Origin of the sequence: Dechloromonas sp. A34 (assembly GCF_026261605.1) — a bacterium.
Classification (GTDB): domain Bacteria; phylum Pseudomonadota; class Gammaproteobacteria; order Burkholderiales; family Rhodocyclaceae; genus Azonexus.
Genome location: NZ_CP102486.1, coordinates 1,535,590 through 1,556,668, shown reverse-complemented (window position 1 = coordinate 1,556,668; position 21,079 = coordinate 1,535,590). Strand labels below are relative to the sequence as shown.

The following is a 21,079-nucleotide window of genomic DNA, read 5'->3' as shown; positions in this document are numbered from 1 at the left end:
AGGGCGGACATCGAAAAAGATAAGGTGACTTAGGCGCGGGTAATAGTAGAATATTTCTAGGAAAATTTGGCTTCTCTATTGATTCTTCTTCTGTTTCACCGCAATTTAACCAGGCATTGATGGCAGCAACGACTGAAACCACGGCAGGAACCGCACCGGGCGCGAATCCCGTGGAGCGTCTGCGCGAGGCGTTCAACCGGCTCGGTGACCAGCAGAAAATCATTTTCATGGTGGCTTTGGCGGCCCTCGTGGCCGTCATCGTCGGTTCCATTTTGTGGAGCCGCCAGCCCGACTACAAAGTGCTGTTTTCCAATCTGACGGAAAAAGACGGCGGCGCCATTGTCGCCATCCTCGAAGCCCAGAACGTTCCCCACCGTTTCAGTGATAGCGGCGCCCTGCTGGTCCCGGCCGAGCGCGTCCACGAAGTTCGCCTGAAGCTGGCCTCTCAAGGCTTGCCCCGCGGGGCATGGTCGGCTTCGAACTGATGGAGAACCAGAAATTCGGCACCAGCCAGTTTGCCGAACAGGTCAACTATCAGCGCGGACTCGAAGGTGAATTGGCGCGCACCATCCAGTCCATCGGTGCAGTTCAGGCGGCCCGCGTACACCTGGCCATACCCAAACCCTCGGTCTTTGTCCGCGAGGAACAGAAACCGACCGCCTCGGTCATGCTCAATCTGTATCCCGGTCGAGCACTCGACAACAGCCAGATTGCCGGTATTGCCCACCTGATCTCATCGAGCGTCCCGCAATTGCCGATGGCCAATGTCACGGTGATCGACCAGAATGGATCACTGCTCTCCCAACTCAAGAGCAAGCTCACCGAAGCCGGCCTGGATCCGACGCAAGTCAAATACGTGCGCGAAATCGAGGGCGGCATCATCCGGCGCATTGAGGAAATTCTCAAACCCATGCTGGGCGCTGAAAATTTCAAGGTTCAGGTCGCCGCCGACCTCGATTTCTCGCAAAGTGAGCAAACGGCGGAAAGCTATCGTCCGAACGGCACCCCGGAAAGCACCACCGTCCGCAGCCGGCAAAACAACGAAACGGCGAGCGTCAACCAGGCAGCCGGCGGTGTTCCCGGCGCCCTGACCAACCAGCCGCCGGTCCCAGCCACCGCCCCCCTAACCTCGCCGGCCACCGGCACCACACCGGGACAACCCGGCCAACAGGGAAAGCCCGGCGACATCCAGGGCAAGATCGATGTCGGCGGAATCACCGCCCCGCTCAATGCGGCCGGCCAGCCGATCAGTACCAGCAAGAACGCCACCATCAATTACGAAGTCGACAAGACGATCCGCCACACCAAGCAAGCGATCGGCGACATTCGCCGCCTCTCGGCCGCCGTCGTCGTCAATCATCGTAAGGATGTCGCCAAGGATGGCAAGCCGATCACCAAGCCGCTTGCCGAAGCGGAAATGAAGCAGATCAACGACCTGGTCCGCGAGGCCATGGGTTTTAATAAAGAACGGGGCGATACGATTTCGGTAGCCAATGCGCCGTTTACGGCAGTAGACCGCAGCGAAAGCGAGCTTCCGCTGTGGAAGGATCCAGAGAACGTTTCCTACCTCAAAGACCTGATCAAGTACCTGATCATCGCCGCGATCATCGCCCTGCTCTATTTCAAGGTGATCCAGCCGTCGCTGAAGACCATGTTCCCGCCACACGGCAGGGCGGAGCACGAAGGCCAGGCCGAAGGCGGTGGCGGCCTTTTCGGCGGCCCGACGATCGGCGAGGAAGGCGAAGAAGGCGCCACCGAGGTCCGTATCGATCATTACGCCGTCAAGGTTCAGAAGGCGCGGGATATTGCCCAGGCCGATCCGAAGGCGGTAGCCAACATCATCAAGGACTGGATAGGTGCCAATGCCGGCTAATCCTGAAGAAGGCCTGGAAAAGGCGGCAACGCTGCTCATTGCACTCGGTGAGGACCAGGCCTCCGAGGTTTTGAAGCACCTCGGGCCACGCGAAGTCCAGAAACTTGGTCACGCCATGGCAACGCTGAAATCGGTACCGCGAACCAAGGTGGAAAGCGTCCTCGACGAATTCCACAAGATCGCCGAGGAGCACTCGGCCGTCCACGTCGACACCGACAACTACATCCGCTCGGTGTTGACCAAGGCTCTGGGCGACGACAAGGCCTCCAACCTGATTTCGCGCATCCTGCAAGGCGGCGAAACCTCGGGAATCGAGGGTCTGAAGTGGATGGATGCACCGACCGTTGCCGATCTGATCCGCAACGAACACCCGCAGATCATCGCCACCATCCTGGTGCACCTCGAGCACGACCAGGCCAGTGAAATCCTCAACCATTTCACCGAGCGCCTGCGCAACGACGTCGTCCTGCGCATTGCAACCCTGGAGGGCATCCAGCCGGCTGCCCTGCGCGAACTGAATGAAGCAATGATGCGCATCCTGTCCGGCTCGGCCAGCGTCAAGCGGACCGCCATGGGCGGTGTGCGGACGGTGGCCGAAATCCTCAACTTTATCGGCACCGCCAACGAGACCTCGGTGGTCGACGCCATTCGCGAGTACGACCCCGATCTGGCCCAGAAGATTCTCGACGAAATGTTCGTTTTCGAGAACCTGATGGATATCGACGACCGCTCGATCCAGCTCATCCTGCGCGAAGTTCAGTCGGACTCGCTGATTCTCGCCCTCAAGGGCGCCTCGCCCGATCTGCGCGAAAAGATCTTCAAGAACATGTCGCAACGCGCCGCCGAAATGCTGCGCGAAGACCTCGAGTCCAAGGGCCCGGTCCGCCTCTCCGAAGTCGAAGCCGAGCAGAAGGAAATCCTCAAGATCGTCCGCCGCCTGGCCGACGAAGGCCAGATCGTGCTCGGTGGCGCCGGCGGCGAGCAAATGATTTAAGGCCCGGGGCACCATCTCGTGATTATTCCCAAGGAAGAACTCGCCAATTTCCAGCGCTGGCAAGCCGGCTCCTTCGACAAGAAGCCCGCCGCACCCCCGTAGCCCCGGCACCGACCGTCGCGGAGCCGGTCCCGGAACAGCCAGCCCAGGCCACGGCCACGGCCACGGTCGAGAATACCGTCACGCTGCCTACCGTCGAGGATATCGAACGCATCCATGAAGCAGCCCATGCCGCCGGGTACGCCGCCGGCTTTGCTGAAGGAAAGATAGCCGGCGAGCAACAGGCACGGGAAAGTGCCTTGCAGGATGCGCAACGCTTTAATACCCTGATCAGCAATCTGAAACTGGCACTCGATGGAATCGATCAGTCGGTTGCCGACGAGTTGCTATCTTTGGCACTGGAAGTGGCAGCGCAACTGACCCGCGGCATGATCGCCGCGAAGGCCGATATGCTGTTACCGATCATCCGGGAAGCCGTGACTACCCTCCCGCTCCACCACGCCCATATCGTTCTCCGGCTCAACCCGGGGGATGCCGGACATGTCCGCAGCCTGCTCGGCGAGGAATTCGCCCAGACTGGCACGCAGATCGTCGAAGACAGCGCAATCTCCCCCGGCGGCTGCCTGCTCGAGGCCGGCGCCAGTGAGATCGATGCGACCATCGAGACGCGTTGGAAGCGCGTCCTCGAGGCCATCGGCACCGAGCCCCGGGAATGGCTGACCCCCTGACTCCGCCACAGCCGATGCACACGGCGCGCTGGAATACCTTCCTGCAAAACTGCCGGATGGCCGTTGGCAATGCCCAACCGTTGTGGGCAGTCGGCCGCCTGACCCGCATCAATGGCCTGGTCATGGAGGCGGCCGGGCTCAAACTACCGCTCGGCAGTTCCTGCCGCATCTTTCCGCAAAGTGGCGCCCCGGTCGAGGCCGAAGTCGTCGGTTTCGCCGGCGAAAAGCTCTACCTGATGCCCTCCGACGATCTCTACGGCCTGGCTCCCGGCTCACGCGTGGTGGCCTTCGAAGCGCCCAGCCCCGAGCCGAGGATCGACGGCCCGACGCCGTTTCGTCGGCGAGCTATCGATCGGGTCAAGCAGGGTCCGGTCGGCGACGAATTGCTAGGCCGGGTGCTCGATGGCCTGGGGCGCCCGCTCGACGCCAAAGGTCCGCTGTTGGCAAACCACACGCGCCCTCTGCAAAGCCGACCAATCAATCCGATGCTGCGGGCCGCGATCGATCAGCCCCTGGATGTCGGCATTCGTGCCATCAATGGCCTCTTGACGGTGGGCCGAGGCCAGCGGATGGGACTGTTCGCCGGCTCCGGGGTCGGCAAGTCGGTGCTGCTCGGCATGATGGCCCGTTATACCGAAGCCGAGGTCATCGTCGTCGGACTGATCGGGGAACGGGGCCGCGAAGTCAAGGAATTCATTGAACAGATCCTCGGCGAAGAAGGCATGCGGCGCGCCGTCGTGGTTGCCGCCCCGGCCGACACCGGGCCGTTGATGCGCCTGCAGGGAGCAGCCTACGCCACCACGATCGCCGAATATTTCCGTGACCAGGGCAAGCAGGTTCTGCTGATCATGGATTCCCTGACCCGCTACGCCATGGCCCAGCGCGAAATCGCGCTCGCTATCGGCGAGCCGCCGGCAACCCGTGGCTATCCACCATCGGTCTTCGCCCGTCTGCCCCAACTCGTCGAACGGGCCGGCAACGGCCAGGAAGGTGGCGGCTCGATCACTGCCTTCTACACCGTCCTGGCCGAAGGCGATGATCAGCAGGACCCGATTGCCGACTCCGCCCGGGCGATTCTCGACGGCCACATCGTGCTTTCACGCACCCTGGCCGATGCCGGGCATTACCCGGCCATCGACATCGAACAGTCGATCAGCCGGGCCATGGTCAATCTGATTGATGCACCGCATATGGACCAGATCCGCAAATTCAAGGTATTGTTCGCCCGCTACCAGCGCTCCCGCGACTTGATTTCGGTGGGCGCCTACGTACCTGGTTCCGACCCGGTGCTCGATCAGGCGATCGGACTCTATCCCCGGATGGAGAGCTTTCTGCAACAGCAACTCTCCGAACAATCGGACTTCGCGGCCAGTCTGCATGCCCTCAAATCACTGTTCTGATAACGGATGACCCAAGCCTTTTCCCTGCAGCCGCTGCTTGAAATCATGCAGACCCGTGCCGACGAGGCAACGCGCAAGCTGGGCCAGCTGATAGCCGCCGAGCAGAGCCAGCGCAGCCGCCTGCAGATGCTTGAGCAGTACCGCGAGGAATACGCCCAGCGGATGCGCGACGCGACGGCTCAGGGCATCACCCGCCTGATCCTGCGCAACTATCAGGATTTTCTCGGTCGCATCGACGAAGCAATCACTCAGCAGCGCATCGCCGTCGAGACCTCGGAGCGCAGCACCAAGGCCGGACAGACCCAGTGGCAAGCCCAGAACAAGCAGCTCAAGGCGATTGACACCTTGTCGCAACGCCACGATGCGCGGGAACGTTATCGGGAAAACAAGCAGGAACAAAAACTGCAGGACGAGTTCTCCACCCGAAAATTCAGCATTAAGGACAACCCGGAAAACTAAAAACCGGCTCCGGCACAGACATTGCTTATTCCTTGGCAGAACAACTGCCCCTCAAGGAATAGCAATGGGTATTAGCGTCGTTTCCACAGGCTCCGCCAGCGCCACTGCTACCGTGGCATCGGCGCCCTCGACCGCCGCGACAGGCGCGGAAGGCATTCCCGGCGACTTTGCCGCACTGCTCTCCGGGGAGCTCAAGAACCTACTCCCAACGGCAAGCGCTGAGGCGCCCCTGATGACCACCGAACTTGACGATCAGCCGTCAGCGGTCGATCCCGCCGAGATTGCCGCACTGATTGGCAATGCACAACAAGCACCGGAAATGGTAATCCGCAGCACAGGGGTAATCGATCCCCTGGCGGAGAAGACGGCAAAGGGGGTACTTGGGACACAGCCGGCGGTTGGCGACAAGGGCATCCGAGAGCTACCGGACGTTCGCGAGCAGGGCAAAACCGGCATCGCCGATACCACCAAGGCATCTGAAAAATTGGCCCTGGCCGGCAATATTACGAAGAGCTTCAATCGACTTCTGCCAAACGAAGCGGCAAATATTGCCGCCGAAGCGTCCCCTCTGGAAAACTCGCCCACCACACTATCCAACCCGACAGGCGGCCTGGCCAGCGGACGTCCGCTGCAGGACGCAGGCGCCACCTCGCCCCCCCCGGCATTGCCGCCCATCTGAATGAAAACGCTTGGCCAAAGCAGTTTGGCGACAAGGTCGTCTGGATGGCCAAAAACGATCAACAATCGGCACAAATCAACATCAACCCGCCGCAACTGGGCCCGATCCAGATCACGCTGAATCTGAGTGGCGACCAAGCCACGCTGGCTTTTGCCTCGCCTCACGCCGAAGTCAGACAGGCCATCGAAAGCGCCCTACCGCAACTAAAAGAAATGCTTTCCTCCGCAGGCATCAATCTCGGCCAGTCCAACGTCGGCGCCAATCTGTCCCAACAGAATCAGGAGCATGCCTTCCAAGGCGCGAACGGGAACCGCTCAGCAAACGAAAACGCTATACTTCCGGCCAATGAGAAAGCGGCAAACATAGCTGGCAGCGCGGTTATACACCGGGGGCGCGGCATGGTTGACTTGTTTGCCTGACCAAACCAGGGATCGTCTAAAGAGGAAATAACATGGCAAAAGACGCCAAGCCAGCAGAGGAAGGGGTAGAACCCCGAAAAAAAGCAAAAAACTGCTGATCATCATTCTGGCGGCCGTGCTCGTTGTCGTGCTTGCCGGTGGTGGCGCCGCCTTCATGCTGCTCAGCAAGAGCGAACCTGCGGAGGACGACGAGGAAGTCACCGCCGAAACGGCCAAGACGAAAAAGAAGGACAAGAAAAAGGAGGCGCATGTCGCGCCAGTTTTCATCAACCTTGATGCCTTCACAGTCAATCTTGTTCCGGAAACCGGCGATCAGTACCTCCAGGTCATGCTTTCGCTGGAAATTGAGGATGTCGCCTCGGAGCCGATGCTGAAGTCCCTGATGCCGAAGATTCGCAACAACATCACCTTGCTGCTGTCTTCCAAGAAGGCCTCGGAACTATTGCCGAAGGAAGGCAAGGAGCGCCTTGCCGAACAGCTGAAGGCAGAAATCAACAACGTCGCCGAACCACCGGAGAAAAACAAGAAGGGTGAAGTCATTCACGCCGAGGGTCCGGTCAAGTCTGTTCTATTCACATCGTTCATCATCCAGTAAGGAGCCATGGCAGGCGACTTTCTTTCCCAGGACGAGGTTGACGCTCTACTCAAGGGCGTCACCGGCGAAGCCGACGAGCCTGATGCAGGCGATGGTGACGGCGGGGGGATTCGTGCGTACAACATTGGTACGCAGGAACGTATCGTGCGTGGGCGAATGCCGACGCTGGAACTGGTCAACGAACGCTTTGCCCGCTATCTCCGGATCGGCCTGTTCAATTACATGCATCGAAACGCCGAAATCTCGGTGGGTCCGATCCGTGTGCAAAAGTACAGCGAATTTATCCGCAATCTGGTCGTCCCGACCAACCTGAACCTGGTGATTGCCAAACCCCTGCGCGGCACAGCATTGTTCGTATTCGACCCCAACCTTGTTTTTCTGGTAGTGGACAACATGTTCGGCGGCGATGGTCGCTTCCATACCCGGGTCGAAGGCCGTGATTTCACGGCAACCGAACAACGGATCATTCAGGGCCTGCTCAACGTCGTCTTCGCCGAATACAGCAAATCATGGAAGCCGGTACACGACATCAATTTCGAGTACGTGCGCTCGGAGATGAATTCCCAGTTTGCCAATATCGCGACGCCGTCAGAAATCGTCGTGTCGACGACCTTCACGCTGGAGTTCGGCGGGGCGACGGCCGACATGCACATCTGCTTCCCCTACTCGATGCTGGAGCCGATCCGCGACTTGCTTTACAGCACGATGCAAAGCGACCAGCTATCTTCCGACAAACGCTGGATCGGCACCCTGCGCAAACAGCTTCAAGGTGCCGAAGTCGAAATCGTTGCCCACCTGGGTTCCGGTAAAATCACGCTCGGGCAGATACTCAAACTCAAGGCGGGCGATGTCATTCCGTTCCATATCCCTGAGCATATCGAAGCCCTGGTCGACAACGTACCGTTGATGGAATGTTCCTACGGCCAGCAGAACGGTCAATATGCACTGAAAGTCGAGCGATTTGTCGCATCATCGCCCGACGCACCAGCCCCCGAGCTGGCGATGGGAGAAAAAAATGGCTGACGAAATGGAAAATGTGGAAAACCCGATCGCCGAGGACGATGGACAGATCAGTGAGGATGACTGGGCGGCCGCGATGGCCGAGCAGGCCGTCACCGATTCGACGATCACCGAGGCTGCCCAGCCGGCGGACATCTTCCCCTCGTTCGGCGGTCATGCGGGCAATGCCGGCATGATGAACGAGCTCGACATGATTCTGGACATCCCGGTCCAGATTACCGTTGAACTCGGCCGTACCAAGATCACAATCAAGAACCTGCTCCAGCTGGCACACGGCTCGGTGGTCGAACTCGATGCCATGGCCGGCGAACCGATGGATGTTCTGGTCAACGGCACCCTGATCGCCCAGGGCGAAGTAGTTGTCGTCAACGACAAGTTCGGCATTCGCCTGACCGACATCATCACGCCATCCGAGCGGATGCGAAAACTCAATCGCTAAACGCCCCGGCAAGTTTGCTTTAAGATATCGCCCTGACTACCAGATGCCACGGGCTTCACGCTTGCTACGCTTTCTCTCCCTGCTCATACCTTTTGCTGCCGACGCCGCCGAAACGGCTGCCCCGACAGTGTCTACAGGCACCTACGTCCAGGCGGCGCTGGCCCTGGCCCTGATCGTGGCCCTGCTAATCGGTACGGCCTGGCTGGCCAGAAAGGTCTCCGGGGCAAGGGCTTCGGCCAGGGCGGAATGAAGATTGTCGGCGGGGTTGCCCTCGGCCCCCGCGAACGCATCGTCCTCCTGGAGGTCGGCGACGAATGGCTGGTCATCGGCATCGTTCCCGGACAGATCCGCACGCTGCACCGGCTGGAAAAAGGTGCGGCCATTCCTGCTGACGGCCTGCCAAGCTCGGCGGAGAAGCCGTTTACGCAATGGCTGCAGGGCATTGCCGAGCGCCGCAAAAATGATTAGGTGGCTGCTTGCCGTCGTCGCCCTGCTGCTGCCGGCGGGGTTGGCCCTTGCCCAGGGAGCCGGCGGCCTGCCAGCCATTACCAGCAGCCCGGCGGCCGGTGGCGGCACCACCTATTCGCTGACCATCCAGACGCTGGTGCTGATGACGGCGCTAACCTTCATCCCGGCCGCCGTGCTGATGATGACCGGATTTACCCGCATCATCATCGTCCTCTCCCTGCTCAGGCACGCCCTAGGCACGCAGACTTCGCCGCCGAATCAGGTTCTGGTCGGCCTCGCGCTGTTTCTGACTTTTTTCGTCATGAGTCCGGTGCTCGAAAGGGTTTATAGCGAAGCCTATCTGCCGCTCTCCGAAAACAAGATCAACATCTTGCAGGCAGCGGAGCGCGCCGCTGTGCCGATGCGCGGCTTCATGCTCAAGCAGACCCGCGAATCCGACCTCGCGCTCTTTGCCGGCATCGCCAAAATCGACAAGCTCGAAAAGCCCGACGACATCCCGCTTCGCATCCTGGTCCCGGCCTTCGTGATCAGCGAACTGAAAACAGCCTTCCAGATCGGTTTCATCCTGTTCATTCCCTTTCTGGTGATCGACATGGTGGTAGCCAGCCTGCTGATGTCGATGGGCATGATGATGATGTCCCCGGTGATGGTCGCTCTGCCCTTCAAGTTGATGCTCTTCGTCCTCGTCGATGGCTGGCATCTGGTCATCGGCTCGCTGGTCCAGAGCTTCTCGCCATGACGCCGGGTACCGTCATGGAAATTGGCCGCCAGGCAATCGAGGTGACCTTGATCATCTCTGCCCCCATTTTGCTGACGGCGCTGGTCGTTGGCCTGATCATCAGTATCTTTCAGGCCGCCACCCAGATCAACGAATCGACGCTGCAATTCGTTCCCAAACTGGTTGCGATGTTCATCGTGCTGCTACTGGTCGGCCCCTGGATGCTTCAGTACCTGGTCGATTACATCCAGCGCCTGTTCGGAAGCATTCCGCAATTGATCGGCTGACATGCTGAGCATCGAATCCACCCAGATCGATGCCTGGATCGTCGCCTTCATCTTTCCGCTCGCTCGCATCCTGGCTTTCGTCGCCTCGGCACCGCTGTGGAGTACGGCCGGGGCTCCGCGCCAAACCCGCCTGATCCTCGCCCTCGCCATCACCGTAGCACTGGCCCCCGGACTCCCGGACATGCCATCGGTTGCCCCGGCCTCCCTCGGCGGGCTGTGGATCATGTTCCAGCAAATGTTGATTGGCATCGGCATGGGTTTTGCCGCCCGCATCGTGTTCGCGGCCTTCGATCTGGCGGGTGAGTTCATTGGATTTCAGATGGGGCTCGGATTCGCCACCTTTTACGATCCGCTCAGCGCATCGCAAACGCCGGTGATTGCCGAATTGGTGAATTTGATCGCCCTGTTGCTCTTTCTATCCATGAACGGCCACCTGCTCTACTTCGCCACGCTGGCCCAGAGCTTCTCGGCTATTCCGGTCAGCCCGACCCCGTTAGGCAATGGCTCCTGGCTAAATCTTGCGGAACTGGGGGGCAAAATATTCTCGGCCGGTCTACTGCTGGCACTACCGATCGTCGTCGCCCTGATGATCACCAACGTTGCCCTGGCGGTCCTGACTCGCGCTGCACCGCAACTTAACATCTTTGCGCTCGGTTTCCCGCTGACGCTGATCGGCGGCTTCGTAGTCCTGGCGATCAGTATGAATTACCTGGCGACGCCGATTCAGGGAGTATTCGAGATCGCGATGAGCGCAATGCTCGGCTTCGCGGTCTCCGGCAAGTAAGGCTAGTACCACAGAGCCAGAGGCTGGCACTAGTTCTGCAGGAACGAGTCCGCCTGCTGGGGCTGCACCAGCTTGACAACGCCTTCGGCCATACGACGTGCGCCGATGGTTTGCGACTCGATGCCTTCGGTGTATTCAAGAATCTGATAGCTGCCAAAGCCCTGTTCGTACTGAAGCTGGCTGGCCCGGCGCTTCAGTATCTGAATCGACTCCCCGGCGCCACCAGTATGATAACGCTTCATTTTCAGCGAAAACCGGTAGGTACTCTCGTTGAGTCTGGACTCCTCGATTTCCCAATTGGGGGCAAGCGGATCGTAAACGATATAAATCGCTGCCGCGATAACCGCCACCGTCGCCAATGTCGACAGCGATACCGAAGTTTTTGCAGTCAGCTGAATCGCTTTGTCGGGAATCAGGGGAGAGGCAGTCGACCCGGCTGTGCTGCAACCGGAGAGAGCAACAGCAGAGGCGATCAGGAGAGGCGCTGCTTTCATAGGATGCTGAACAGGCTGAGCTGGCTGATCTGCTTGAAGGAAAGCTGGGCGGCTTCGAGCTGTAGCTGCTTTCTGGCCATGTCGGTAATCGCCTTGGCGTAATCCAGGTCCTGGAGATTGGAAAGCGACGCGGCGTATTGAAGCTGCAAATCCTCACCGGCGCTGCCCAGCGAATCAAGCTCTTTCAGATGGCTGCCCACGGTGGCGCGCATCCCGGTGATATTTTCCAGTGCCTGATCGATATTCAGCAAATTTCCGCCCAGATCATTGACGAACTCGGTTGTGCTGTTGCCAGAGCCCACACTATTTATACCCTGCTTCAGGGTGTTGATGGTATTGCGCAAGGTCGTAAAGACGCTCTGGCTGGCGCTTGGCGCCACCATGAAGCGGTCGCCGGCAGCCGGGCTGCCCTGGAGAGTAACCGACACGCCGAAATCCTGAGCCGGCGCGGTGGTCTTCTGCAAGGAAATCGTCTGGCCCGGGACGAAATCCGTGGGCGCGGCACTAATCAAGGTATTCGACGACGCATCGTAAAGCTCGTATTGTGTAACCCCGGCATTCACTGAGAAACGTATCTCGACATCACCATAACCGTTGACCAGCGCCTGACTCCACAGGCTCTGGTTATTGACACTGCCCTGATCAATAAGGGCAGTTCCCTGATTGATGCCACCACCCGTATTGCCGCCGGTTGCCGTCGTGAAGGTTCCGTTGCCGCTACGAATCGATTCAAACAGTTGCCGTCCCGAAATATTGGTGGGAATCTGCCGCGAGCCCTCAACCTGCAGCAGGCGCTGCCCGTCGTCGCCGACGTAGGTGGCGCCAGCATTGCTCAACGAAAACGGCTTGACTGCCCCCTGGTAGCCGGAGAACAGATAACTCCCGGCGCCATCCTGGGCATTGGCAATACCCATCAATTCCGAAAAACGGGCTTCCAGCTCCTGTGCGATATGGCTGCGATCGGTATTGGTCAAGGTCGTGTTCCCAGCCTGGACGACCCTTTCCCGCACGTTCTGCAGCAGGTCGGTCAGGGAGCTCAACTGTGCGTCAACCGTACCTAGCTTTCCCTTGGCATCACCCTGATTCTTCAGGTATTGCGACGAAACCTCTTTTGACTGGGTCAAGACCAACGCCTGAGCCGAAGCAATCGGATCATCCTCCGGGGTCAGCACCTTGCGTCCAGTCGCCATCTGATTCTGCAACTTGAAGAGATCGGACTGATTGCGGCCAATGCCGCGGGTGCCGGAATCGAAAATCTGCGCAGTACTAACTCTCACGTTATTCTCCTTCAGCTGATCTGAAGTATGGTGTCGAACAGGGTCTTGCCCACTTCGAGCAGCTTTGCCGAAGCCTGATAGGCCTGCTGAAAACGGATCATGTTGGCCGCTTCCTCGTCGAGATTGACACCGGAAAGCGCATCGCGATTGGCTTGTGCCTGATCGAGCACCGCCTGCTGCGCCTCGCCGGTGACCTTGAGTTCCCGGGTTTTGACTCCGTTATTGGCCACCAATTCCGCATAAGCCGTCTGGAAGGTTGCGCTGCCGCCGGCCACCGTATTCTGGGTTTGCAACTTGCCTATAGCCAGGGCATTGCGGCCATCGCTGGTCGCCGCCGTGTTTCGCTCGAGCTTGAATGTATCGCCGTTACCCGGCACCCCACTGATCACGAAACTCATGCCGGAGACGGCGACTGCCATCCCCTGCGTATAAGGAATCGTCGCCGGCGCGACTACCGACACCTCGGCCGCTCCGGGCGGCTTGTAGGTGATGGTTTGCCCGGCCGTCACCCCGGCAAGGGACAGCTGTGTGGTCGCCGAAGCATAGCTAATGGTGATCCCCGCCGCCGGCAGCAGACTGGTGTTGAATCCTGGAACGCCAGTACCGCTCGAAATAATGCCGGATCCGGTATTGCTCCCCGCAGCACTCGTCCGAAAAGGTGTGGCTGCGGCGACCATGCGGGTGTCGGCGGCAACCACCGGATTGATCGCCAGATTTTTTGCTGCACTCTCGGTCGGCCGAATCAGATAGCGATTGCCGACTGCATCGGCGCCGGAAAGCGAGATCGAGAAGCCTTCCTCGCTTTGTATCGTGGTCGACAGAGCGCCTAGGGCGGACGGCCCCCATTGCTTGTTATCGCTCAAGCGGGTCAAGGTATAACCGGTCGCCGTGTTGGCCAGCTGATAATCGCTGGTCGTCAGCTTCGTAAAGAAATTGCCGTTATTGACTTCCGGCCCGTAGGTCGGCGGTGCGAAGGCGGCCTGAATCACGGGCGTACCGGTGTTGTCGTTGTTGGCGTTGGCGCTGACTTCAGGTTTCAGCAAGCCAACGGAAAAGAAGTCGGCATTAAAGCCGGCATCGCCGTTGGCCTGTCCCAACAGATCCTGTCCCAAGGCATGCTGGGCATTGAAGGTCAAGGCGACTGAAGCGGCAAGCCGCCCCAGCTCGTTGGTCGCCCGGTCCAGCGACTCGGATCTGAATTTCACCAAGCCGCCAAGCTCGCCACCGACGATCAAGCGCTCTGGCAGCTCCTGAACGCCCCCGTTTGCCGTTTCCAGGCCAACTACCATTTTCTCGGGATCGGCACTCGACATCGTCGAGCTCATTCGCATCGCGATGTTACCGACCACCAGTTGCTGCCCGGAGCCGATGAAAACGTTGAAACCGCCATCACTGTTGGTCGTTGTCGACACCTTGATCAGCTTGTTCAGGTCGTTGATCAGCTGGTCGCGCTGATCTAGCAGATCGTTGGCCGGCTGCCCGTAGGACGACTCGGAAACCAGGATGCGCTGGTTCAGATCGGCGATCTGGGTCGCGTAGGAATTGACCGAACTGACCGCATCCTGGATTTTCCCATTGACTTCGCTGGTCAGATCGCTGAGTCGCGCATCGATCGACTGAAACCGTGAGACCAGTGTCTGTGCCGACGAGATCATCGACTGCCGAGCGGAAAGCAGCGAAGGATTGGACGCGACCTGCTGAACACCACTGAAGAAATCCTGCAAGGCCGGACTCAGGCCGGCACTCGGATCGGCCAGCAGATTGTCGATTTGCTTGATTTCGGTGTAGTAAGCCTCGATCTCGCTCAATGAAGACTGTGCGGAGGTCACTTGGCCAGTCAGAAAACGATCGTACAGCCGCTCGATCGTCTGCACATGGACGCCCTGCCCGATAGACCCGGCCCCGGTATTGACCGCCAGATTGGTCGCCTGGACGGTACGCTGGCGGGTATAACCCGGCGTACTGGCATTGACGACATTGTGCTCGGTCGTCAGCAAGCCCAATTGGGCTGCTGCGATACCGCTGATGCCGACGCTGAAAATCCCTGTGCTCATCATTCACCTCATTGAGGTTAACGACCGATTGCCCCAAAAGTTTAGGACGATCAACCGATCAGTGCTTGCCGCAGGGTCGGGCCATTGATGATGCGCGAGAGTTTGTCTGCATACATCGGATCCGTGGCATAACCCGCCTGTTGCAAACGTCTCGCAAACTCCGTGCCATCCTGGGAGCCGATCACATCGCTATAGCGCGAGTTGCCGCGCAGCAGATTGGCGTAATCGCGAAAACCCTCTTCATACGAGGCATAGGCGCGGAACCGCTCGACCACCTGCTGCGGCTTGCCGTCGACATACTCGGTGGTCGTCGCCTCAACCGTCTGTCCAGACCAGTTCTTTCCGGCCTTGATACCGAACAGGTTGTGGCTGCTCGAGCCATCGGCCCGGCGGAGCTCGTTCTTGCCCCAGCCGCTCTCCAGGGCCGAATGGGCGACCAGGAACTGCGGCGGGATGCCGGTCGAGCGCGACGCTTCGACCGCGTGCGGCCAGACCCGATTGACGAAATCCTTGCTCGTGGCCGGCACGTCGCCATTGCTGGCAGCTGGGGCGGCCGCTGGCGCGCCATAGGAGGCCGAAGTGGGGAGGTTGTTCAGCACGGTCCGGTATTGCAGATGACGGCCATCCGAGGTGGACAGCGGCAAGGCGTTGCCGGCAGTGTTTGCCGCTTCAGCCGGTGCCGACAGTTCGCCGGGGCTGGTGACCGTTCGCCCCAGTTGCTGTTCGATCAGCCGGGCAAAACCGACACCCTTGCCGCTGGTCGCCAGATTCTGGGCCATTTGCTGATCGAGCAGACCGGTATAGAAACGCGACTGCTCGCTGTTGAGCAAGCCATCCTGGGGTACCGAATCGCGCATGCTCTTCATGACCATTTGCAGAAACATGGTCTCGAATTGCTGCGCCGCCGCCTTCAGCCCCTGCTGTGGATCCTTCGCGAACTGGGTGCGCAAATCCTGCGCCGATTTGACATCGAACGCTGCGCGATTCGGGAGGTCCTGAATTTTGATCGACATGGCCGGACCTCAGATGATTTCGAGCTCGGCGCGCAACGCGCCGGCAGCTTTCATCGCCTGCAGGATGGCGAGCAGATCAAGCGGGTTGGCACCCAGCGCATTCAGCGCCTTGACCACGTCGGAGAGGTTGGCCCCGGCCTTGATGTTCATCAGGCTGCCGTTGTCTTGCTTGACCTGAATGTCGGCATTCTGCCCAAACCGGGGTTGCGCCCCTTCGACTACCACCGAAAGGCTGCCGTGAGCGACCGCACAGGCTTCGAGGGTGACTTTCTGATTCATCACCACCGAACCGGTACGCGGATTGACCACCACCTTGGCCAGGCCAGCGCCCCGCTTGACATCCAGATTGTCGACCCGCCCCAGGAAAGCGACCCGCGCATCCATCTCTTCTGGCGCCCGGACGGCAACCCGCCGGCCATCCACCGCCTGCGCCGTGCCCGGCCCCATGCTCCGGTTGATGGCATCGACAACGACCTGGGCCGTACCGAAATCGCTATCGGCCAGTTCGTAAAAGACATAGCCGCCTTGCCCAACGGCGGTGGGAACGGCGCGTTCGACTGTCGCTCCGCTGGGAATCCGGCCCGCCGACAAATGGTTGACAGTGACCTTGGAGCCGCCCGCCGAGGCGCCGGCACCACCGACCAGGACGTTACCCTGGGCCATGGCATAGACCTGCCCGTCAGCGCCCTTCAGCTGCGACAACAACAGGGTGCCACCCCGCAGGCTCTTGGCATTGCCCATCGACGAGACGGTGACGTCGATCGGCTGGCCGGGCTTGGCGAAGGCCGGCAGATTGGCGGTGATCATCACCGCCGCCACATTCTTCAACTGCAGTTTCTGCGACTGCTCGGTGGTCAGGTTGACCCCCATCTGCGACAGCATGTTGCCGATCGCCTGGGTGGTAAACGGGGTCTGGGTCGTCTGGTCGCCGGTATTGTCGAGGCCGACCACGATGCCGTAACCAATCAGCTGGTTGTTACGCACCCCCTGGATGCTGGCCAGGTCCTTGATGCGCTCGGCCAGCGCTGGCTGGCTGCAAAGCGGCAGCAGACAAGCGGCCACAATTGCCGCCTGCCGGTACCATTTGCCGCTGTTGGTAATCATGATGCGCCTCCGCGAGAACTTTCCTAGAATGGCATCACATTAAGGAAGAAGCGTGCCAGCCAGCCCATGATCTGGCCTTCGCTGATCTGCCCGGCCGATTTGTACTCGATACGGGCGTCGGCGATCTTCGATGAAGCCACGGTATTGCTGGCATCGACAAAGCTCGGATTGATCACCCCGGAGATCCGCACGAACTCCTGTTCGTGGCCGATGGCCAACTGTTTCTCGCCGGAAACCAGCAGATTGCCGTTGGGCAGGACATCGATCACGGTCGCCGTGATGCTGCCGGTGAAGACGTTGTTGTTGGCCGCCTCGCCCTTGCCGCTGAAGGCATTCGAACTGGAGGTGTTGTAGTCGAGGCCGAGCAGGCTCTGCCCCGGCAAGACCGATAGCGCACCGACCGACGCCTTGCCGACATTCGACTTGTCGAGCTTGTTGTTCGACTTGGCCGAGGCCGTGGTGTTTTCGGTGATGGTCACGGTAATCGTGTCGCCGACGTAGCGCGCCCGCCGGTCTTCGAACAGCGGCCGACTGCTCGCCGCCTGATAGATCGAACCATTGGCCAGCGTGCTCTCGTAGCGCGGCGCCGGGCGGGCCGACATCGGCTGATGGATGTTGGTCGGCGGTACCGTCGTGCAGCCCGCAGTCACCACCAGGCTGAGCAGGACAAGACGTTTCATGGCTTTACCTCAGAGCTGGGTCAGGCGGCCGAGCATGGCATCTGATGTCGAAATCACCTTGGAATTCAGTTCGTAGGCGCGCTGGGTCTGGATCATGGTCACCAGTTCCTCCGCCACATTGACGTTGGAGGTTTCGACGTAACCCTGATTGACATTGCCGGCACCGTTGGTTCCCGGGGTGTTCGGGGTCGGCGTGCCGCTAGCCGCGGTTTCCAGGTACAGGTTCTGGCCCATGCTTTGCAGGCCGGCCGGATTGATGAAGGTAGCCAGTTGGATGCTGCCGATCTGGGTCGTGGCCGCATTGCCCGGCTGGGTAACGGACACCGTACCATCGCTACCAATCGAAACCGACAGCGCGTCTGCCGGGATCGTGATATTCGGTGACAGGGGATAACCGTCCGACGTCACGATCTGTCCCTGGTTATCCTTCTGGAAGGAACCGTCGCGCGTATAGCCCGTCGTTCCGTCAGGCAGCAGTATCTGGAAAAAGCCATTGCCCTGGACGGCGACATCGAGCGCGTTGTCGGTCTTCTGAATATTGCCCTGGGTGAAGATGCGCGCCGTCGACACTGGCCGGGCGCCGGTCCCCAGTTGCAGGCCGGTCGGTATCTGCGTCTGTTGCGACGACTGGGCGCCGGGCTGGCGGAGCGTCTGGTAAAGCAGATCCTCGAATACCGCCCGCGAGCGTTTGAAGCCATTGGTGCTGACGTTGGCCAGGTTGTTGGCGATGACGTCGAGCTGGGTCTGCTGGGCATCGAGGCCGGTGCGAGCAATCCATAGGGAACGGATCATGATTTATGTCCTATCAGGCGTTCAGCGACAGCAACTGGTCGGCGCGCTGGGCATTGGTATCGGCGGTCTGCAGCATCTTGATCTGCATCTCGAACTGACGGGCCAGGCTGATCAGATTGACCATGGCATCCGTCACATTGACGTTGCTGCCTTCAAGCGTCCCGGAGGCCAGCTTGACGCGTTCCTCGGCCGGTGCGGCCTGCCCGTCGCGCAGCCGGAACAGGCCGTCGGCACCGCGCACCAAGTCGGTTTCCGGGGGATCGACCAGCTTGATCCGGCCAATCGCGTTGGCGTTGTTGGGGGTACCGAAAGATGGCACGACGGAAACCGTGCCGTCCGGTGCGATCTCGATGACGTTATCGGGCGGGATGTTGATCGGACCGCCATCGCCGGCCACCGTGTGACCGCTCTTGGTTTGCAACAAGCCGGTGACATCGACATCCAGACTACCGGCACGCGTGTAGGCCTCGCTGCCATCGGGCAACTGTACGGCGATCCAGCCCCTGCCGTTGACCGCGACATCAAGGTTGCGCCCGGTGAACATCAGCGGGCCTTCATTCATTACGTCGCTGACTGAAGCATCGACCACGAAGGCCCGCGTGGGCATGCCTTCGCCAAGCACCGGCACGGCCCGGAAGCGGTGCTCCTGGGCCTTGAAGCCGATCGTGCTGGCGTTGGCCAGATTGTTCGCGGTACCGGCCTGCTGCATGAAGACATGCTTGGCGCCGGTCATTGCGGTGTAGATCAGACGATCCATGTCAGCGGCTCAGTCGGTCGATTAACGCAGATTGACCAGGGTCTGCATCACTTGGTCCTGGGTCTTGATCGACTGCGCATTGGCCTGGTAGTTGCGCTGCTGGGTGATCAGGTTGACCAGTTCGGCGGTCAGGTCGACATTCGACTCTTCCACCGTCGATGAGGAGAGGACGCCCAGACTGGAGGTATTGGGCGCGCCGACCAAAGGCGCCCCGGAACTCGAACTCTCGCTCCACTGGTTGTTGCCCAGCGCCTGCAGGCCATTCGGGTTGGTGAAATTGGCCAGCACGATCTGGCCCTGGGCAAAGGTCTGACCGTTGCTGTAGCGCCCCTGGATGATGCCGTCCGAGCCGACCGAAAGCCCGACCAGATGCCCGGCCGCGTAGCCGTCCTGTTCCAGGCGGTTGGTGCCGAAGGCGCTGCCGAATTGAGTCGTCCCGGTGAAGTCGACCGGAAAGGCTTGCACGGCCTGGGCGCCATTGCCTGCGGGCTGGCCCAGACTCTGCATGATGCCGAGCATGTTCACCGAGACGTTCATCGGGTTGCCGGCGGTGATCGCACCAGTTGTCCCGAATGTCAGGGTGCCCATCGGGCCACCGCCAGGGGTAATGTTCTGGTTGGTCGTCCCGTCGACATTCGCGTAAACCTCCCACTGACCAGCAGCTGCCGTCTTGCGGAAGTAATAGGTCATGGTGTGGGCATTGCCCAGCGTGTCGTAGATCGACAAGGCCGTGGAGTAGTTATAGGTCTGCGGATCGGGGGTGTAGGCCCCCACGCTGCCGGCAGCCCCGCCATTGACCCAGGGCGAGGCGGGCACGGTCGACCGCGAGTCGAAGTTCAGATTGGCCTTGATCCCGTTGAAAGTGCTGCTGGCATTGAGACCGGTCGCCTGCGGCGCGAGGTCCGATGCCGAAATCTGCAAGGGCTGCGGCGTCGTGGGCACGATGATGCCGGCCTGGGCCGGATAGCCGGTCAGCTGCATGGCCTGATCGTTGATGATGAAGCCGTTCTTGTCGAGATGGAACTGACCGTTGCGGGTATAGGTCGTCGCCCCGTTCTGATCCATGCGGTAGAAGCCGGCACCGTTGATCGAGATATCCAGCGGATTGTTGGTCGAGGTGATGTTGCCTTGGGTGAATTGCTGCTGAACGGCGGCGAGATTGACGCCGATACCGATCTGGCTGGCCCCGGCTCCGGCCAGAGATGCCGCATAGACATCACCGAAGTGGGCGGTCGAGGCCTTGAAGCCGACGGTACTGGAGTTCGCTATATTGTGGCTGGTCGCGTCAATCGCCTTGGAAGAGGAATTGAGACCGCTCAATGCTTGCTGGAATGCCATTTTTTACTCCATTCAGAGAATTTGCTGCACATCCTTGAAGGCGACATCGCCAAACGCGCCCAGATCAAGGAGGAATCCGTTACTGCTTCTAACAACAGCAGAAACCGTGCCAATCTGCATGGCCGAGGCGTTCACTTTCTTGCCGGCCGCCGTTGCCTCGACCGTGAAGGTGTAATTGCCGTCCTTCATCACATTGCCAGCGGTATCCTTGCCATCCCAACCGAAGTAGAAGGTGCCTGCATCCTTGGCGCCCAGTTCCTCAGTCTGGACCAGCTTGCCGCTGGCATCCTTGATGGTCAGCGTAACCTTGTCCGCCTTACTCTCGAGCGAAGCGCCACCAACCGCCTGACCGCCGGCCAGCGGCAAATTATTGCCGGCCACCATCACATTTTTGCCGATGATGCCGGCCGCCTGCATAGCCTGGGCTTCGTTATAGCCGTCGAGCAGCGTGCTCAAGGTCGAATTCAGCTTCTCGATGCCGTTGACCGTATTCAGTTGTGCCAGTTGGGTCGTCACCTGGGCGTTGTCGAGGGGATTGAGCGGGTCCTGATTCTTGATCTGGGTCATCAGCAAGGTCAGGAAGCGGTTCTCCATGTCGGCCGTGGTACTGGTGGTGGACTTGGTGCTGCTGCCGCCACCGATTGCCGCGAACAGATCCGCTGAACTGGTTGCTGCCGTATTGTTTACATTGGCCATCATTGCCTCCG

At 60.1% G+C, this 21,079-nt stretch carries 24 protein-coding genes and 1 pseudogene; 15 read left to right on the top strand and 10 right to left on the bottom strand.

Going from position 1 to position 21,079, the window contains the following annotated elements; translation table 11 throughout:
• Positions 1-119: 119 nt before the first annotated feature.
• From fliF to fliR, 15 genes and pseudogenes are all read left to right on the top strand, one after another.
• A pseudogene (fliF, locus tag NQE15_RS07830) lies at positions 120-1,873 on the top strand (flagellar basal-body MS-ring/collar protein FliF).
• Positions 1,863-2,867: a flagellar motor switch protein FliG gene (gene fliG, locus NQE15_RS07825; RefSeq protein WP_265948185.1), complete on the top strand. Its 1,005-nt coding sequence runs from the start codon at positions 1,863-1,865 to the stop codon at positions 2,865-2,867. The pseudogene fliF and the gene fliG overlap by 11 nt, the downstream one beginning before the upstream one ends.
• Before the next feature lie 299 nt (positions 2,868-3,166).
• Positions 3,167-3,595, top strand: coding sequence for a FliH/SctL family protein (locus NQE15_RS07820; RefSeq protein WP_265948182.1), 429 nt, complete (start codon positions 3,167-3,169; stop codon positions 3,593-3,595).
• Positions 3,580-4,995 carry a flagellar protein export ATPase FliI gene (gene fliI / locus NQE15_RS07815; RefSeq protein ID WP_265948180.1) on the top strand — a complete coding sequence of 472 codons (1,416 nt, stop codon included), beginning with the start codon at positions 3,580-3,582 and terminating at the stop codon, positions 4,993-4,995. The genes NQE15_RS07820 and fliI overlap by 16 nt, the downstream gene beginning before the upstream one ends.
• Positions 4,996-5,001: 6 nt before the next feature.
• The gene (gene fliJ, locus NQE15_RS07810) at positions 5,002-5,454 is read left to right on the top strand and encodes a flagellar export protein FliJ (RefSeq protein ID WP_265948178.1); all 453 of its coding nucleotides are present in this window, start codon (positions 5,002-5,004) and stop codon (positions 5,452-5,454) included.
• Between the two features lie 232 nt (positions 5,455-5,686).
• Positions 5,687-6,133, top strand: a complete 447-nt coding sequence (locus NQE15_RS07805) for a hypothetical protein (protein ID WP_265948175.1) — start codon at positions 5,687-5,689, stop codon at positions 6,131-6,133.
• A gap of 44 nt (positions 6,134-6,177) precedes the next feature.
• Positions 6,178-6,552 (top strand): flagellar hook-length control protein FliK, encoded by a 375-nt coding sequence (locus NQE15_RS07800; RefSeq protein ID WP_416336509.1) that lies wholly within the window; start codon positions 6,178-6,180, stop codon positions 6,550-6,552.
• 115 nt (positions 6,553-6,667) lie between these two features.
• Positions 6,668-7,147 (top strand): flagellar basal body-associated FliL family protein, encoded by a 480-nt coding sequence (locus NQE15_RS07795; protein WP_265948173.1) that lies wholly within the window; start codon positions 6,668-6,670, stop codon positions 7,145-7,147.
• 6 nt (positions 7,148-7,153) lie between these two features.
• Entirely contained in the window at positions 7,154-8,170 is a 1,017-nt protein-coding gene (fliM, locus tag NQE15_RS07790) for a flagellar motor switch protein FliM (RefSeq protein WP_265948171.1), read from the top strand.
• Positions 8,163-8,606 (top strand): flagellar motor switch protein FliN, encoded by a 444-nt coding sequence (fliN, locus tag NQE15_RS07785; RefSeq protein WP_416336508.1) that lies wholly within the window; start codon positions 8,163-8,165, stop codon positions 8,604-8,606. Before fliM ends, fliN begins: the two co-directional genes overlap by 8 nt.
• A gap of 43 nt (positions 8,607-8,649) precedes the next feature.
• Positions 8,650-8,856, top strand: a complete 207-nt coding sequence (locus NQE15_RS07780; protein WP_265948169.1) for a hypothetical protein — start codon at positions 8,650-8,652, stop codon at positions 8,854-8,856.
• Positions 8,853-9,074 (top strand): FliO/MopB family protein, encoded by a 222-nt coding sequence (locus NQE15_RS07775; RefSeq protein ID WP_265948167.1) that lies wholly within the window; start codon positions 8,853-8,855, stop codon positions 9,072-9,074. Before NQE15_RS07780 ends, NQE15_RS07775 begins: the two co-directional genes overlap by 4 nt.
• Complete coding sequence (fliP, locus tag NQE15_RS07770; RefSeq protein ID WP_265948165.1) at positions 9,067-9,813, top strand: flagellar type III secretion system pore protein FliP; 747 nt, start codon at positions 9,067-9,069, stop codon at positions 9,811-9,813. Before NQE15_RS07775 ends, fliP begins: the two co-directional genes overlap by 8 nt.
• Positions 9,810-10,079, top strand: a complete 270-nt coding sequence (gene fliQ / locus NQE15_RS07765) for a flagellar biosynthesis protein FliQ (protein ID WP_265948163.1) — start codon at positions 9,810-9,812, stop codon at positions 10,077-10,079. The genes fliP and fliQ overlap by 4 nt, the downstream gene beginning before the upstream one ends.
• A gap of 1 nt (position 10,080) precedes the next feature.
• The gene (gene fliR / locus NQE15_RS07760) at positions 10,081-10,863 is read left to right on the top strand and encodes a flagellar biosynthetic protein FliR (protein WP_265948161.1); all 783 of its coding nucleotides are present in this window, start codon (positions 10,081-10,083) and stop codon (positions 10,861-10,863) included.
• A gap of 29 nt (positions 10,864-10,892) precedes the next feature.
• On the opposite strand, the gene NQE15_RS07755 is transcribed toward fliR, so the two are convergent.
• The 10 genes from NQE15_RS07755 to NQE15_RS07710 are packed head-to-tail and all read right to left on the bottom strand — an operon-like array spanning position 10,893 to position 21,068.
• Complete coding sequence (locus NQE15_RS07755) at positions 10,893-11,357, bottom strand: hypothetical protein (RefSeq protein ID WP_265948159.1); 465 nt, start codon at positions 11,355-11,357, stop codon at positions 10,893-10,895.
• Positions 11,354-12,634, bottom strand: coding sequence for a flagellar hook-associated protein FlgL (gene flgL, locus NQE15_RS07750; protein WP_265948157.1), 1,281 nt, complete (start codon positions 12,632-12,634; stop codon positions 11,354-11,356). The genes NQE15_RS07755 and flgL overlap by 4 nt, the downstream gene beginning before the upstream one ends.
• Before the next feature lie 11 nt (positions 12,635-12,645).
• Positions 12,646-14,688: a flagellar hook-associated protein FlgK gene (flgK, locus tag NQE15_RS07745; RefSeq protein WP_265948155.1), complete on the bottom strand. Its 2,043-nt coding sequence runs from the start codon at positions 14,686-14,688 to the stop codon at positions 12,646-12,648.
• 50 nt (positions 14,689-14,738) lie between these two features.
• Positions 14,739-15,701 carry a flagellar assembly peptidoglycan hydrolase FlgJ gene (gene flgJ, locus NQE15_RS07740; protein WP_265948153.1) on the bottom strand — a complete coding sequence of 321 codons (963 nt, stop codon included), beginning with the start codon at positions 15,699-15,701 and terminating at the stop codon, positions 14,739-14,741.
• A 9-nt stretch (positions 15,702-15,710) separates the two neighbouring features.
• A complete protein-coding gene (locus NQE15_RS07735; protein ID WP_265948151.1) occupies positions 15,711-16,805 on the bottom strand; it encodes a flagellar basal body P-ring protein FlgI in 1,095 nt (364 codons plus the stop codon).
• Between the two features lie 23 nt (positions 16,806-16,828).
• Entirely contained in the window at positions 16,829-17,485 is a 657-nt protein-coding gene (locus tag NQE15_RS07730; protein WP_265948149.1) for a flagellar basal body L-ring protein FlgH, read from the bottom strand.
• A 9-nt stretch (positions 17,486-17,494) separates the two neighbouring features.
• Positions 17,495-18,277 (bottom strand): flagellar basal-body rod protein FlgG, encoded by a 783-nt coding sequence (flgG, locus tag NQE15_RS07725; protein WP_265948147.1) that lies wholly within the window; start codon positions 18,275-18,277, stop codon positions 17,495-17,497.
• Positions 18,278-18,290: 13 nt separating this feature from the next.
• Positions 18,291-19,034: a flagellar basal body rod protein FlgF gene (locus tag NQE15_RS07720; RefSeq protein WP_265948146.1), complete on the bottom strand. Its 744-nt coding sequence runs from the start codon at positions 19,032-19,034 to the stop codon at positions 18,291-18,293.
• Positions 19,035-19,055: 21 nt separating this feature from the next.
• The gene (flgE, locus tag NQE15_RS07715) at positions 19,056-20,372 is read right to left on the bottom strand and encodes a flagellar hook protein FlgE (RefSeq protein WP_265948145.1); all 1,317 of its coding nucleotides are present in this window, start codon (positions 20,370-20,372) and stop codon (positions 19,056-19,058) included.
• A gap of 12 nt (positions 20,373-20,384) precedes the next feature.
• On the bottom strand, positions 20,385-21,068 hold the full coding sequence (locus NQE15_RS07710; RefSeq protein WP_265948144.1) for a flagellar hook assembly protein FlgD: 684 nt from the start codon (positions 21,066-21,068) through the stop codon (positions 20,385-20,387).
• Positions 21,069-21,079: the final 11 nt, after the last annotated feature.